Raw genomic sequence first — 14,961 nt, 5'->3', positions numbered from 1 at the left:
TCCTGATGTCCGGCAGTTATTTCTGCCCATCAGGATCTTGGCGGGGTTTTTCCGGCTGGCGAAGTCTATTCTGCGACGTCTTCCGTTGCACTCTGGGCAACTCCGGACGGTTCGAGCGAGCTCAGGAACTCCGTCGAGAAGATGCGGGTTAGGGAGCGGATGTGCTGGATCAGCATCTGCGTTGCCCTGGTCGGGGGCCGGCCGACCTTGACGATCAGATGCGCCGCCGATTTCAGCAGCAGCGGATGGTCGACCCGCCGGGCGACGACACCGCCGCCCTCCGCGGCGGCCAGCGCGTTGTGGGCCCCGAGAAAGGTCACCGCCCGGTTGTTCCGCACGAAGCGCGCCAGGCAGTGGACCGAATTGGTCGAGAAGGCGACGGTGAGCGGGACCTGTTCGACATAGGCCAGGGTTTCCATGATCTTGCCGATGCCGAAGGTCGACGGCATCATCGCCACCGGATATTCCAGGGCCTGCTGGATCGTGATCGGTCCCGGCATGGCGGAAAGCGGGTGATCGGCGCCGACCAGCATGTAGAGCGGAAGCACCGATTTCATCACCGTGCGGATTTTCGCCGATCGCGGCGGATTGAAGGTGATGCCGATGTGGGCGATGTCCTCCGTCACTTCGGCGACCACGTCGTTCGCCGTCATGGTGTTCATCGTCAGCTGGATGTTCGGATAGGCCCTGCTGAACGGCAGCAGCGCATGGTCCATCAGATCGTCGATGAAGCCCTCGCCGATCGCCAGACGCAGGCTACCCCTTTGCAGATTGTTGAGCTCGGCGATGCGTTCCTCCAGATCCTCCTGCTGCGACCGGCAGGTCCGCCAATAGTCGAGGACATGGTGCGCCGCTTCCGTCGGGGTGACGCCGGAAGCCCCGCGCTCGAACAGCGGGGTGCCCAGCTCCTCTTCCAGCAGGCGGATCTGGCGGGCGATGACCGATGGCGCCGTATTGATCACGTTGGCCGCCCCGCGGATCGATCCGTGAGTCAGCACTTCGAAGAAATAGCGCAACCGTCGCTGATTGATTTCCCGCATCGAGCACCCCTGCGGCTTTGCCTCTTAGCCTTGACCGGCGTGGCCGGCTGAATCCGATACCGGGAGCACGCTAACAGTGTTCCCATTTGGGCAACGCCGGAGAACTCCAGCTGCTCTTCCCGCGCCTCGTAATCGCGCACTAGATTTCCCAGGAAGAACATCTTGTCGACCGACCTTGCAATTCCTGACAGAACTGGTGAGACCATGCGCGTACTGGTCGCGGGCTTTGAGCACGAGACGAATACATTCGCTCCTACCAGGGCAGGCTATCAAAACTTCGTGAATGGAGAAGGCTATCCGGCCATGGCGTGCGGCAGCGAGATGCTGCGGCTGCGCGACGTCAATCTGGCGACCGGCGGATTCATCCAGGCTGCGGAACAGCGCGGGTTCGAGATCGTCCCGGTGATCTGGGCAGGGGCGAGCGCCTCCGCGCACGTCACGACCGACGCCTACGAGCGGATTGCCGGCGAGATCGTCGCGGCGGCGAAGGCTCACGCATTCGATGCCATCTACCTCAACCTTCATGGGGCGATGGTAACCGAACTGCATGACGATGGCGAAGGCGAACTGCTGCGCCGGCTGCGCGCGGTCGTCGGGCCGGAAATGCCGATCTTCTGCTCGGTCGATCTCCATGCCAACATGACCGAAGCGATGCTGACGCTGGCGACCGGGATCGTCGGCTACCAGACCTATCCGCACGTCGACATGGCGGAGACCGGACGCCGCGCCGTGGTCTTGCACGACGCCTGCCGGGATGCCGGCGGGCGTCTGTATCGTGCCGCCCGTCGTCTGCCGTTCCTCATCCCGCTCAACGCACAATGCACGCTGGTCGATCCGGCGCGGTCGACCTACGCCCTGTTGCGGGAGAAGCAGGTGGGGGACGTGGTGTCGCTGTCCTTCGCACCGGGCTTTCCTGCGTCCGATTTTTCCGAATGCGGCCCGGTCGTCTGGGGCTATGGCCGGACGCAGGACGCCGTCGAGGCCGCGGTGGAGGCGGTCTACCGTCACATCCTGGAGACGGAGCCGCAATGGGCGGTGACGTTCCTCGATCCGGAAAGCGCGGTGAAGGAGGCGATGCGCCTGTCGGCCGGTGCGACCCGGCCGGTGGTCATCTCCGACACCCAGGACAACCCAGGTGCTGGGGCCGATGCCGACACCACCGGCATGCTGCGCGCCCTCGTCGCCTGTCGGGCGGAGGGAGCGGCCCTCGGCGTCTTCTACGATCCGGCCGCGGTCGCCGCCGCGGTTGAGGCGGGGGCCGGCGGAACGGTGACCCTGGCGCTTGGCGGGCGCTCCGGCACCGCGGGGGACGAGCCGTTCGTCGGAACCTTCGAGGTGGAAACGGTCGGCGACGGCCGTTGCGTGTTCGAGGGGCCGATGCTGCGGGGAACCGAACTCGACCTCCAGGGGGCCGCCTGCCTGCGCATCGACGGCGTGCGGGTCGTGGTCAGCGCGACCAAGGCGCAGATGTTCGACCGCAACCTCTACCGCATGGTCGGCATCCAGCCGGAAGCGATGAAGATCCTGGTGAACAAGAGTTCCGTGCATTTCCGCGCCGATTTCGGACCGATCAGCGAGGCAATCCTGATCGCCAAGGCGCCGGGACCGATGAAGGCCGATCCGAGGGACTTGCCCTGGACGAAGCTGCCGCAGGCGATGCGCCTTATCCCGGCGGCCTGAGAACTGACCACGGGTTCCATCCTGTGCGCCGCTGGCGCGATGAAAGGTTCAGCATGACGACCGACACGATCATTCATACCCTTGAGGTCGAGGACCTCACACCGGCGGCCTTCGCGCCGTTCGGAGAGGTGCTCGCGGTCCGCGAGCGGCCGACCTTCGATCTGCCGACCAAGACGCTGCATCGCTTCGATTGGTCCACCGATTCCGAAACCATCGTCCAGATCATTGCGTTCAAGCCGCTGCCCTTCATAGTCGGTGCCGTCGAACGGCACTGGCACGTCACGGAATCGCGCATGCATATCGGCGGTTCTCCGGCCGTCGTGGTCGTGGCGCCGCCCAGCGACGCTCCGCCGAGCCCCTCCGATCTCCGGGCGTTCAGGATCGATCGTCAGGGCTTCATGTTCAAGACGGGGACCTGGCACAGCCTGAACGCCTATCCGGAAGGCTCGGCGCCATCGGAATTCCTGTTCCTGTCGGATCGGGCGACCCAGAGCGAGCTGTTCGACAACCCGACGCCCAACCCGGTCCGCAGCAGCATCCACCGGTTCGAGACGGGAATCGCGATCCGGCCGCCTGCCTGAGCTGCCGGCGCTGCCACGACAAGCGGAGCTTTCACATCGGGAGGCGGAAGTCATGGGAATCTCACGGCGTGCGTTTCTGGCAGGATCGGCAACGGTAGCAGGGGCGGTGGCAGGCGCGGCGACGATTGCCGCTCCGGCGATCGCGCAAGCGCGGAAGGCTGTCCTGCGCTACATCCCCCCCTCCAATCTGGCGGGCATCGATCCGGTGCTGACAAGCGGAGCGCCCGTCCGCAATCACGGCTACCAGATTTACGACACGCTGTTCGGGATGAATACGCGGTTCGAGGTCAAGCCGCAGATGGCCGAGGGGGCGGAACAGTTTGCCGACGGGCTGACCTGGACGATCCGGCTGCGTGACGGATTGAAGTTCCATGACGGCGAAAAGGTCCTGGCGCGCGATTGCGTCGCCAGCCTGAAGCGCTGGGGTGCCCGCGACCCGCTGGGCCAGACCATCTTCGGATTGACCGACGAGCTGCGCGCCGTCGACGACCGTACCCTGGAGTTCCGTCTGAAGTCGCGCTTCGGCCTGCTGACCAAGGGGCTGGCCAAGATCGGCGGGCCGGCGCCCTTCATCATGCCGGAGCGGATCGCCCAGACCGACCCTAGCGTATCGATCAAGGAGGCGATCGGCTCCGGTCCCTTCCGCTTCCTGGCCGACGAATGGGTGCCGGGCAGCCGCGCGGTCTATGCCAAGTTCGACGGCTACGTGCCACGCAACGAGGCGCCCGACTGCACCTCCGGCGGCAAGATCGTCTACGTCGACCGGCTGGAGTGGCACGTCATCCCCGACGCCGCGACGGCGACGGCGGCGCTCCAGCGCGGCGAGGTCGATTGGTACAGCCAGCCGGATCTGACGCTGTTGCCTTTGCTGAAACAGGATCGCGACGTGATCGTCGAGGCGTTCGACGATCTCGGCTACATGACCATCCTGCGCTTTAACCAACTGCAACCGCCGTTCGACCGTCTGGAGATGCGCCAAGCGGTCCAAATGGCCGTGAATCAGGTCGATTATCTCCAGGCTCAGGTCGGCATGCCCGATCTGTACAAGGAATGCCGATCGACCTTCTTCTGCGGCACGACGATGTCCACCGGTGCCGGCTCGGAGGTGATGACCGCCAATTTCGAGAAGGCCAAGGCGCTGCTGAAATCCTCCTACAAGGGCGAGAAGGTGGCGATCCTGACCGCCACCGACCTTTCCTGGCTGCATGCAGCCTCGCTGGTGACGGAAGATTTGCTGAAGCGCATGGGGGTGAATGTCGAGTTGCAGGCGATGGACCTCGGCACCTTCTTCAAGCGCCGAACCAGCATGGAGCCGGTGGACAAGGGCGGCTGGTCGATCTTCCACACCGGGACCAGCGTCACCGATGTCATGGATCCGGCGACCCATCTCGCCCTGCGCGGCAATGGTCGCCAGGGCTGGCCGGGCTGGCCGACCGACCCGATCATGGAGCAGCTGCGCAGCGACTGGATGGCGGCATCCGGACCGGAGCAGGACGCCATCACCAGGAAGGTTGAGGCACATGCCTTCGCCGCGGTGCCATTCGTTCCGCTGGGGCAGTTCCAGACTCCGTCCGCCCGGCGGCGCACCGTGACCGGCATGCTGAAGGCACCCCTGCCGCTCGCCTGGAACATCAAGGTCGCCTGAGCCGGTCCGCCGCCTCCGCCAGAAACCGCAGCCGGGAAACACAGCCGCCATGTCCGAAGCGTCGTTCGACTTCACGCGCCTCCTCGCACCCACGGCCGCTGCTCCCGCGCCGTTTCCGGCCGGCCTTCCCCGATACCCGTTCGTCGGCGGGCACAACGATCCGGAGCAGGTGCCGGCGGAGCTGATCGCCGAGGCGGCGGCGGCCGTCATCAGGCGCGAAGGCGCCGATCTCGCCAAATACCATCTCGGCCGCGGACCGCTCGGTGTCCCGGCTCTGCGCCAGTGCGTGGTCGACAAGCTTGCGAAGCGCCGCGGCATTATAACGACGATTGACGAGGTGCTGATCACCAGCGGATCGAATCAGGCGATTGATTTCCTCTGCCGAACCATGGTCGCGCCGGGTGACACCGTCCTGGCCGAGGAGCACTGCTATGAAGGTGCCCTGAAGCGTTTCCAGGCGGCGGGGGCGCGGGTTCTGCCGATGGCGATGGACGCCGACGGCATCGTGATGGAAGTGCTGGCCGCGCAGTTGGAATGGCTAGCCTCCGGCGGCCTGAAGCCGAGATTCATCTACACGATCCCGACCGTGCAGAATCCGACCGGCAGCATCCTGCCGACCGACCGGCGGGAGGCCCTGATCGCGCTGGCGCGGCTCCACGACCTCGCGATCCTGGAAGACGACTGCTACGCCGATCTGGTCTGGCTGGACCAGAACCCCGGCCCCGCCCTGAAGGCCCTGGCGCCGGAGCGGGTGCTCTATATCGGATCCTTCTCCAAATCCTTCGCTCCCGCCGTGCGGCTCGGCTACCTGATCGCGCCCTGGCCCCTGATGAGCCGCATTCTTCCGGCCAAGACCGATGCGGGAACCGGAGCGCTGGACCAGATGATCGTCGCCGAATATCTGTCCCGCCAGCCGGACGAGCTGATCGAGCGGTTGCGCTCGGCGCTCCATGCCAAGATGAGGGTGATGATCGAGGCGGTCGAGCGGGAGTTCGGCACCGCCGTCGAATGCCGGGCGCCGAAGGGCGGGATCTTCGTCTGGCTGAAGCTGCCGGACCATGTCGATGTCCGCACGCTGGTGGCCCCGGCCGAGCAGGCCGGGCTGGTGTTCAACCCCGGCCCTTCCTGGGCGGTGGAACCGGAGGCCGCCCGCTCCTTCCTGCGGCTGTGCTTCGCCCTGCCGACCGAGGATCAGATCGTCGAAGGCGTCGCCACGCTGGCCCGCATCTGCTTCCAGCAGACCGGCATTCCGGCAATCGCCGGAAACCGCCGTCTCGACGCCTGAGCCGGGCCGTCCCTTTCCCCGTGACGCGGCGTCCAGGCCGCGCAATCAGCCGATTGGATCGAGCGATGAAGCTCTTCATGGCAGCCCTTGCCACGGAAACCAATACCTTCTCCCCCATACCGTCGGGCCGGACGGCCTTCCATGGCCGGGAGTATTTTCGCGGCGACGGCAGCCTGCATCCCCCCAGGCTTGGCAACGTGCCGCTGATCGAATGGCGCCGCCTTGCGGAAGCCGATGGATGGGAGGTCGCCGAGAGCCTGTGCGCTTTCGCCACCCCGGCCGGCAGCACGCAGAAGCCGGTCTATGAGGGGCTGCGCGAAGAAATCCTCGACGATCTGTGCCGTGCCATGCCGGTTGATGTCGTGCTGCTGTTCCTGCATGGCGCGATGGTCGCCGACGGTTACGACGACTGCGAGGGGGATGTCCTCGAAAAGGTCCGCGCCATCGTCGGTCCGGACGTGCCGGTCGGCGTAGAGATCGACCTGCATTGTCATCTGACCGAACGGATGCGGGCGAATGCCGACGTCATCGTCGCCTTCAAGGAGTATCCGCACACCGACATCCCGGCACGGGCGCAGCAGCTTTACCGACTGTGCAGATCGGCGCAGCGTGGCGAGATCAGGCCGGTGATGGCGCTCCACGATTGCCGGATGATCGGGGTGTGGCGTCCGCCCTTCGAGCCGATGCGGTCGCTGGTGCAGGAGATGACCGACCAGGAAGGCCGGGACGGCATCCTGTCGGTTTCCTTCGGGCATGGTTTCCCCTGGGCCGACATTCCGGACGTCGGCGCCAAGATGCTGGTCGTCGCCGACGGCGATCCGGACAAGGCCAGACAGGTCGCCGAACGGTTCGCGCGCAGGATCTGGGAACTGCGCGACGTCACCCCCCAGCACTACGACACCATTGATGAGGCCATCGACATCGCGCTGGCCGTGACGTCCGCCGATGGCTCCCGGCCGGTGGTGCTGGCCGACGTGGCCGACAATGCCGGCGCCGGGGCACCGTCCGACAACACCGCGATCCTTCACCGCCTGATCGCGCGCGGAATTTCCGGGGTCGCCAGCGGCTGCTACTGGGATCCGGTGGCGGTCGGCTTCTGCCTGGAGGCCGGGGTCGGGGCGACGTTCGACCTGCGGGTCGGCGGCAAGACCGGCGTCGCCTCCGGCCTCCCGGTGGATCTGCGGGTCACCGTCATGGGGCTGTCGGAAGACCATTCGCAGCGCTCCCTGGGCGGTGGGCGCTCCAGCTACGGGCCGAGCGCCTGGGTGCGCGGCTGCGAGCCGGGGAAAGGGAAGGGAATCGACCTGATCCTCACCTCGGTGCGCCAGCAGACCCACTCACCGGAGGCCTTCACCGGCCTGGGCTGCACGCTCGACGACAAGCGGATCATCGTCGTCAAATCGATGCAGCATTTCTATACCGGCTTCGCACCGCTTGCCGCAGACGTGCGCTATGTCGCGGCGCCGGGCGCTGTGGCGCCCGATTTTGCCTCGCTGTCCTACACCCGCCGCGCGCCGGATTACTGGCCGCGGGTCGCCGATCCGTTCTCCGCGCATGGCGGCGGGGCCGGCTCGTGAGCTTCGCGCCCAGAAGCATGGTCGGGAGCGGTTCTCCGGCAACGCCACGCCGGACCATGGCCGGTCAGGCCGTGCTGCTGATGATCGTTACCGCGATCGTGATCCCGCTGCTGAATGCCACCGTGAAGTATCTGGGGGGCCGCTACCCGGTCGCCGAATTGCAATGGCTGCGCTATGCCGGCCACTTCCTGTTCATGATGGTGGTCTTCCTTCCGCGCTACCGGTGGGCGCTGTTCCGCACGCGGCGGCCGGATTTGCAGGCGGCGCGCTCGGTGCTGTTCTGCGCCTCCTCCCTGATCATGTTCTATGCGTTGGAGCACACCCCGCTGGCGACCGCCACGGCGATCGGCTTCACCGCACCGCTGATGGTGACGGCGCTGGCGCCGCTTCTGCTGCGCGAAAATGTCGGGCCGGTGCGGCTTTGCGCGGTGGTCGTCGGCTTCGTCGGGGCGCTGATCGTGGTGCGGCCGGGCTACAGTCCGCTGCACTGGTCGGCCGCCCTGATCTTCCTCAGCGCCATGACCTCCGCGCTGACGCAGATCCTGTCGCGCAAGCTCTCCGGACAGGATCCGTCCGCCACCTCCAGCACCTACATGGTGCTGCTGGGCTTCGTCCTCAGCAGCATCCCGGTTCCCTTCGTCTGGGTGCCGCCGACCGACCTCCGCGACGCCATTCTGTTTCTGGCGCTCGGCACGCTCGGCGGGTTCGGTCACTATTGCCTGGTCCGCGCCTTCGAGGTGGCGCCCGCGCCCTTCGTCGCCCCCTTCATCTATCTGCAGATCTTCGGCGCCGCCGCGCTCGGCTGGCTGGCCTTCGGACAGCTGCCCGATCTTTGGACCTGGGTCGGATCGGCCGTGATCATCGCCAGCGGTATCGTGGTCCTGCTGCGCGAACGGCGGCGCGGCAGCACGGTCGCGGCGCAGGCCACCAGCGATGACTGACCGCGACGACAGACCCGTTTCCCGGCTTCCCTTCGATGATTTTGAAAGGATGTTCACCATGAACAGCAGCCTGTCCAACACGACCTCTCTGCGCACCGCCATCCTGGAGGCCGTGGACTCGAAGGCCCCGGCCTTTCATGACCTCTCCGACCGGATCTGGGGATATGCCGAACTCGGCTATTGCGAGTTCAAGTCGATGGAAGCGCAGATCGAGGCCCTGGCGGCCGAGGGCTTCCGGATCACCCGCAATGTCGGCGGGGTGCCGACCGCCTTCATGGCCGAAGCCGGGTCCGGCGGGCCGGTGGTCGCATTGCTCGGGGAGTTCGATGCCCTGGCCGGCCTCAGCCAGGTGGCGGGCGCCACCGCGCCGCAGGCGGAAATCGCCGAGGCGCCGGGGCACGGCTGCGGGCACAACCTGCTGGGCTCCGGCGCGGCGCTCGGCGCTGCCGCTCTTGCGGCGGCCCTGACCCGCGAAGGCCTGTCCGGCCGGGTGCGGTATTACGGCTGCCCGGCGGAGGAGGGCGGCGGCGGCAAGGCCTTCATGGCGCGCGGCGGTGCCTTCGACGATGTCGATCTCGCCCTGACCTGGCATCCGGCGGCCTATACCGGGATGAATTTCGCCGACACCCTGGCCTTCCTCCAGGCTTCGGTGCGCTTCACCGGGCGGGCGGCTCACGCCGGCCTGTCGCCGCATCTCGGCCGCAGCGCGCTCGATGCGGTCGAGCTGATGAATGTCGGCGTCAATTACATGCGCGAGCACATGATCCCGGAAGCCCGCGTCCATTACGCCTACCGCGATGCCGGCGGCCGTGCCGCCAACGTCGTCCAGGCGAATGCGGAGATCGCCTACGTCGTTCGCGCTCCCGACCTCAATCAGCTCTGGCAGCTGTTCGAGCGTGTGAAGAAGATCGCGGAAGGTGCCGCCCTGATGACGGAGACGACAGTGGAGGTGCGGGTCGAGTCCGGCATGTCCAACGTGCTGCTCAACCGGACCCTCGGCGACGCCCTGTATCGCCGCATGCAGGATGTCGGCGGGGTCCGTTTCGGCGAGGATGATTACAGGACGGCGCAGGCCTTCATGGAAACCCTCTCGGCGGAGGATCTCCGGCATGTCCGCACCAAGGGATTCGGCTCCGGCTCGGCGCCGGAGCGCAGCCTGCATGACGGCGTGGCGCCGTTCGACGGCACCCGCACGCGCAATTTCGGCTCGACCGACGTCGGGGACGTCAGCTGGGTGGTGCCAACCGCGCAATTCTGGGGAGCGACCTGTGCGATGGGCACGCCGTTCCATTCCTGGCAGCTGGTCGCTCAGGGCAAGCTGCCGGGCGCGCACAAGGGCATGACCAACGCGGCGTCGATCCTGGCGCTGACGGCGCTGGACGCGCTTGCCGATCCCGATCTGATCGCCAAGGCGAAGGAGGAGTTCCGCACCCTCACCGGTGGCCGTCCCTACCAGTGCCCGGTCCCAGCGGATGTCCAGCCGCCGCTCCCAGCGACGGCGGCCTGAGGGCGGAAGGACGGATCAATGCACAGAATCGTCTTTCTCGACCGTGCCACCCTGGCGCCGCAGATCCGTCTGCGGCGCCCCTCCTTCGACCATCGGCTGGAGGAACATGCGCGGACCCATCCCAACGAGGTCGCGGAGCGTCTTTCCGGCGCGTCCATCGCGATCACCAACAAGGTGCCGATCACGGCGGAGACGCTGGCGCGCCTGCCGGACCTGAAGCTGATCGCGGTCGCGGCGACGGGCACCGATTGCGTGGACAGGCGGGCCTGCCAGGAGCGCGGCATCGCCGTCGCCAATATCCGCGGCTATGCCGTCAACACGGTTCCGGAGCATACCTTCGCGCTGATCCTGGCTCTTCGCAGGAGCCTCGTCGGTTTCCGCCAGGACGTGCTGGCCGGCGCCTGGCAGCAGGCCGGGCAGTTCTGCTTCTTCAACCACCCGATCCGCGACCTTCGCGGCGCCCGGATCGGGATCGTCGGGGAAGGGGTGCTGGGCCAGCGGGTGGCGGCGATCGCCGCCGCCTTCGGCATGGTACCGCTGTTCGCCGCCCATAAGGGCGCAAGCGGTCTCGGCCCCCTCTACACCCCCTGGGAGGAAATGCTGGAAACCAGCGACGTGATCACCCTGCATTGTCCGCTAACCCCTGAGACGCGCGGCATGATCGGACTGCCGGAGTTTCGCCGCATGAGCCGCCGCCCCTTGCTGATCAATACCGCGCGCGGCGGGATGGTGGTCGAAGAGGATTTGGTGACTGCGCTGGAGGAAGGGCTGATCGGCGGGGTCGGTTTCGACGTCACAGAGGTCGAACCGCCGGATCCATCAAGCCCGCTGATGCGGATTGCCGGGCGTTCAAACGTGATCGTCACTCCGCATGTCGCCTGGGCATCGGACGAGGCGCAGCAGATGTTGGCGGATCAACTCATCGACAATATCGAGAATTTTCTTGCTGGCAATCCGAGCAATCTGGTGCACGGCTCATATTGAGAGTTTGTTCGTAGCGGGTGTGTCTCAGCCTGTGCTGAGCGGCGTGCTACTTTGAGCTGAAAAGGGGTGTTGATCTGGGGTGCCGTCGGGTAGGGCTTGGCGGTCGGGGAGTGTCAGGAATTTCGTGCTTGGCGGGGCGTGTTGAGTATCAGGCGTTCATCGCCCTTGCGAAGCGCTCTCCGAAGATGACGGCCATCTGCGCCTTTGTGGCCGTCCACTCCCGCGGCGGCATCTTCCAATCTTTCTCAGGTGTTGTCAGGTTGACGAGCGCGCCCTGTCCTTGGCAGGTTTCCGGTTATGAGCACGTCGCCCAACCCGTATCGCGGTTTCCCCTTTCCCGCCGAAATCATCAGCGAAGCGGTGTGGCTGTATCACTGCTTCAGCTTGAGCCTGCGCGAGGTCGAGCTGATTCTGGCGTCGCCGGCCCAAGCTGGGCGACAAATGGTTCCTGGATGACGTGTTCATCTGCATCCGCGGCAAGCAGCACTATCTGTGGCGCGCCATCGACCAGAACGGGGTGGTGCTGGACATCCTGGTACAGAGCCGGCGCAACACGAAGGGGGCCATGCGCTTCTTTCGCAAACTGCTGAAAGGGTTGCGCTATGCGCCGCGGGTCATCATCACCGACAAGCTGAAATCCTACGCGGCAGCGAAGAGGGAGATGAGGCTCGGCAACGAAGATCGGCAAAGCCAATACCTGAACAATCGCTGCGAAGCCTCGCACCAGCCGCCCCGACGGCGCGAGCGGCACATGAAGCGGTTCAAATCCGTCCGGCAAGCCCAGCAATTTCTCTCCAGCCACAGCCCGATCCACAATCACTTCCAACTGCGCCGCCACCTGATCTCCTCCTCCGAGCACCGTGCCACCCGAGCTCGCGCCTTCACCATCTGGCGCGAGGTGACCGGCCTCGCCCTGACCGCCTGAACCAGCCAGAACGCAGGTTGTTCAGACCCTCAGCTCGTCAACCGACCGTGAAGTTGACAACACCGCGCCGTCCCGTGGCGGGCGGCGTCCAGGCGGCGATCGCCTCGGGCGTCACCCAGATCGTCAGGTCACCCCCGTCGGCATAGCGCCGCATTGTAGGCCGCCCAGTTCTCAACCCGGTAGCGGGCACGCGGGATCTTGTGACGGCGCTTCTCGTTCGCGCTGTACGGCATCCGGCTCTCGGCTCCAGCGGGGCCCGATCTTTTACCCGCAGTCCTGCTCGATCACCAGACCCCCATTGTCGTACCTACGCCACAGGGTGGCGGTTCAGGACGTCTTGCCCGCCGTCTGGCGCCGGTATTCCTCAACCGGCAACCCGCCCATACCCCAATTCTCCATGGGAACCTCGTCGATTACGACGAAGGTCGCCGCGTGCGGCTTGTTCAGCACCTCGAACAACAGGTCGCTGACCCCCTTGATCAGGGCCGCCTTCTGCTCCGGCGTCGCGCCGGTTGCGCCGGGGCTCGTGCCCTCGCGGGTGATCTGGATGTTCACGTACGGCATCGGGTGTTCCTCTCCACTTGATGGCGTTACCGCCAGGGCCTTACCAGCGACCGGCGTGCTGGCCGCCGTCGACGTGCAGCGTTTCGCCGGTGACAAAGTTGGCGGAGTCGAGGTAGAGCACCGCGTCCACAATGTCCTGAATGTCGCCCAAGCGGCCGACCGGGTGCAGAGCGGCCAGGAATTCGTGTGTTTCGGTGGCGTGCATCGGCGTCTTGATGATGCCCGGCGACACCGCGTTCACGCGGATGCCCTTGCCTGCATATTCGATGGCGAGTGAGCGAACCACCGCGTCCAAGCCGCCCTTGGTCAGGGAAGCCAGCGCCGCGGGCACGCTGGCCAGCGGCTGTTCCACCAGCGTGGTGGTGATGTTGACGATGTGCCCGCTGCGCTGGTTCAGCATCTGCGCCGCGGCCAACTGGGACACATGGAAGAAGCCGGTCAGGTTGGTGGCGACGACCCCCGCATAGTCGGCCTCGGTGTATTCGGTGAACGGCTTGGCGATGAAGATGCCGGCGTTGTTGACCAGAGTGTCGATGCGGCCGAAGCGTTCGCGGGCGGTCTCCACCAAGCGCTTGGCGGTGTCCGGGTCGGCGACGTCGCCGCCGACGGTCACGACGTTCGGGTCGTCGCTGGCCTTGATGGAGCGGGAGTTGGCGACGACGGCGAAACCGCGCTGGCGGAAGCCCGCAACCAGACCCGCACCGATGCCCTGCGACGCGCCGGTGATCAGCGCAACCTTCTGCGTGCTCATGATGGTTCCTTTGAGTTCGAACAAGGGTCGTATGTGGATGGCCCGCCACCCGCGGGTCGTTTCACGCCCCTTGGCGTGGATTGAAAAGATGAGAATTTCTGTCGTGAGGTGTGAGTCGGAGGACCGTCGAAACCTGCGATCGCTCCGCCTTGCTGCCTTGCTTTCCTGTTGAAAAATGCCGCAGGACGCGTAGAACGGCAAACGAGCTTTCCTCATCGAATCGACAAGGTGGATTTGTCGATGTCGCGACCGTTGCTGCCCCTCAGCGGGTTCCGCGCCTTCGAGGCCGCCGCCCGCCACCTCAGCTTCGCCCGCGCCGCGGACGAACTGCGCGTCACCCCGGCGGCGATCAGCCATCAGGTGCGGACGCTGGAGGTTTATCTCGGCGTACCGCTGTTCCGGCGCAGCGGCCGGCGCGTGCTGCTGACCGAGGCGGGGCAGATGCTGCTGCCGGACCTGCGGCGCAGCTTCGACCTGATGGAGGCCGCCATGGGGCAGGTCAAGCGGTTGGCCGCGGGCGGCATCCTGACGGTCAGCATGTCGCCGTCCTTCGCGGCCAAATGGCTAATGCCGCGCATCGAGCATTTTCGGACGCGCCACCCGGGCATCGACCTGCGCATCGACGCGGACGTGCGGCTGGTGGATTTCTCCACTCACGAGGTGGACATCGTCATCCGCTATGGCCCCGGCTCCTACCCCGGCCTGAAAAGCGTGCTGCTGTTCGAGGAGGAGCTGTTTCCGGTGTGCAGCCCCCGGCTGTTGTCCGGCGCCGTTCCGTTGCGGAGCATCGCCGACCTGCGGCAACACACGCTGCTGCACGACGAGACCATCAATTTCGCGGGGCCGATCCCGTCATGGCGGGTCTGGCTGCAAACGGTCGGGCTGGAGCAGGCCATCGACCTCACTCGGGGGCTGCGCTTCAATTCCTCGGTGACGGCGACCCAGGCGGCCGTCGACGGGCATGGGGTGCTGCTGGGGCGCAGCCTGATCGTTGCCGACGATCTCTCGGCCGGGCGGCTGGTCCGTCCCTTTGCGGAGTCCTGCCCGGCAGGGTTCGGCTATTACCTCGTGTATCCACCCCAGGTCGCGTCGCGAGCGAACGTCCACGCCTTCGTCGATTGGATCATTGAGGAAGCGGCCGGTCAGCGAACTTTCACCCCTTGATGGCCTCGTCCGAAAACCAGACCGTCAGGCTGCCGCGCTGGCGCAGGGCGGCGTCATACTCGGACCAATTCGTCACTATGCGCTTCGCTCGCGGAATGTGATGGCGACAAGCGGCATTGGCCTTGTGCGGCATAGCGGGCGACCAGATCAGAGACGGGGGCGTGACCTACGACACCCACCGCATCCATGCAACACGGCGCCATCGGCCACAGAACGCCCGAGCAAGCCGAGCTACAATCGGCGTGAACCCGTGTCCACCGAACCGGGGCAAGATCAAAAGCCGAATGGCTGAGCCACTCGACCAGCGCCCAAAGTCT

Annotated in this window: 12 protein-coding genes and 3 pseudogenes; 10 read left to right on the top strand and 5 right to left on the bottom strand. The window is 66.0% G+C overall.

From position 1 onward, the window contains the following. Positions 1 to 65: 65 nt before the first annotated feature. Positions 66 to 1,040: a LysR family transcriptional regulator gene (locus tag ACCD06_RS22585; RefSeq protein ID WP_109076376.1), complete on the bottom strand. Its 975-nt coding sequence runs from the start codon at positions 1,038 to 1,040 to the stop codon at positions 66 to 68. A 204-nt stretch (positions 1,041 to 1,244) separates the two neighbouring features. Here ACCD06_RS22585 and ACCD06_RS22580 point away from each other — a divergent pair, with 204 nt between their 5' ends. From ACCD06_RS22580 to ACCD06_RS22540, 9 genes and pseudogenes are all read left to right on the top strand, one after another. After that, positions 1,245 to 2,720 (top strand): M81 family metallopeptidase, encoded by a 1,476-nt coding sequence (locus tag ACCD06_RS22580; RefSeq protein WP_109076375.1) that lies wholly within the window; start codon positions 1,245 to 1,247, stop codon positions 2,718 to 2,720. A gap of 53 nt (positions 2,721 to 2,773) precedes the next feature. After that, complete coding sequence (locus ACCD06_RS22575; protein WP_413343661.1) at positions 2,774 to 3,301, top strand: ureidoglycolate lyase; 528 nt, start codon at positions 2,774 to 2,776, stop codon at positions 3,299 to 3,301. Between the two features lie 52 nt (positions 3,302 to 3,353). Then, positions 3,354 to 4,946 carry an ABC transporter substrate-binding protein gene (locus tag ACCD06_RS22570; RefSeq protein WP_413343659.1) on the top strand — a complete coding sequence of 531 codons (1,593 nt, stop codon included), beginning with the start codon at positions 3,354 to 3,356 and terminating at the stop codon, positions 4,944 to 4,946. 49 nt (positions 4,947 to 4,995) lie between these two features. After that, a complete protein-coding gene (locus ACCD06_RS22565; protein ID WP_413343657.1) occupies positions 4,996 to 6,231 on the top strand; it encodes a PLP-dependent aminotransferase family protein in 1,236 nt (411 codons plus the stop codon). A gap of 77 nt (positions 6,232 to 6,308) precedes the next feature. Next, complete coding sequence (locus ACCD06_RS22560) at positions 6,309 to 7,808, top strand: M81 family metallopeptidase (RefSeq protein WP_413343655.1); 1,500 nt, start codon at positions 6,309 to 6,311, stop codon at positions 7,806 to 7,808. A 56-nt stretch (positions 7,809 to 7,864) separates the two neighbouring features. After that, on the top strand, positions 7,865 to 8,749 hold the full coding sequence (locus ACCD06_RS22555) for a DMT family transporter (protein WP_413343653.1): 885 nt from the start codon (positions 7,865 to 7,867) through the stop codon (positions 8,747 to 8,749). A gap of 58 nt (positions 8,750 to 8,807) precedes the next feature. Then, positions 8,808 to 10,256 (top strand): amidohydrolase, encoded by a 1,449-nt coding sequence (locus tag ACCD06_RS22550; RefSeq protein ID WP_413343651.1) that lies wholly within the window; start codon positions 8,808 to 8,810, stop codon positions 10,254 to 10,256. An 18-nt stretch (positions 10,257 to 10,274) separates the two neighbouring features. Then, positions 10,275 to 11,240 (top strand): D-2-hydroxyacid dehydrogenase, encoded by a 966-nt coding sequence (locus ACCD06_RS22545; RefSeq protein ID WP_413343649.1) that lies wholly within the window; start codon positions 10,275 to 10,277, stop codon positions 11,238 to 11,240. A 297-nt stretch (positions 11,241 to 11,537) separates the two neighbouring features. Further along, positions 11,538 to 12,165: pseudogene (locus ACCD06_RS22540) on the top strand (IS6 family transposase). Positions 12,166 to 12,226: 61 nt separating this feature from the next. On the opposite strand, the pseudogene ACCD06_RS22535 reads toward ACCD06_RS22540, so the two are convergent. From ACCD06_RS22535 to ACCD06_RS22525, 3 genes and pseudogenes are all read right to left on the bottom strand, one after another. After that, positions 12,227 to 12,398: pseudogene (locus ACCD06_RS22535) on the bottom strand (IS5/IS1182 family transposase); the annotation flags it as partial. A 94-nt stretch (positions 12,399 to 12,492) separates the two neighbouring features. Further along, positions 12,493 to 12,729: a tautomerase family protein gene (locus ACCD06_RS22530; protein WP_094304936.1), complete on the bottom strand. Its 237-nt coding sequence runs from the start codon at positions 12,727 to 12,729 to the stop codon at positions 12,493 to 12,495. A gap of 40 nt (positions 12,730 to 12,769) precedes the next feature. Beyond that, a complete protein-coding gene (locus ACCD06_RS22525; protein WP_136702718.1) occupies positions 12,770 to 13,480 on the bottom strand; it encodes an SDR family NAD(P)-dependent oxidoreductase in 711 nt (236 codons plus the stop codon). A 240-nt stretch (positions 13,481 to 13,720) separates the two neighbouring features. On the opposite strand from ACCD06_RS22525, the gene gcvA reads away from it, so the two are divergent. Further along, a complete protein-coding gene (gcvA, locus tag ACCD06_RS22520) occupies positions 13,721 to 14,644 on the top strand; it encodes a transcriptional regulator GcvA (protein WP_413343647.1) in 924 nt (307 codons plus the stop codon). Here the strand turns inward: gcvA and ACCD06_RS22515 are convergent. Continuing rightward, positions 14,643 to 14,777, bottom strand: a pseudogene (locus tag ACCD06_RS22515) (IS5/IS1182 family transposase); the annotation flags it as partial. The gene gcvA and the pseudogene ACCD06_RS22515 sit on opposite strands and share 2 nt — an antisense overlap. Positions 14,778 to 14,961: the final 184 nt, after the last annotated feature.

Source organism: Azospirillum sp. CT11-132 (assembly GCF_047302835.1).
In the GTDB taxonomy this organism is placed as follows: Bacteria; Pseudomonadota; Alphaproteobacteria; order Azospirillales; family Azospirillaceae; genus Azospirillum.
Note: the sequence above shows the minus strand (reverse complement) of the source record. Positions and strands in the feature narration are given on the sequence as shown.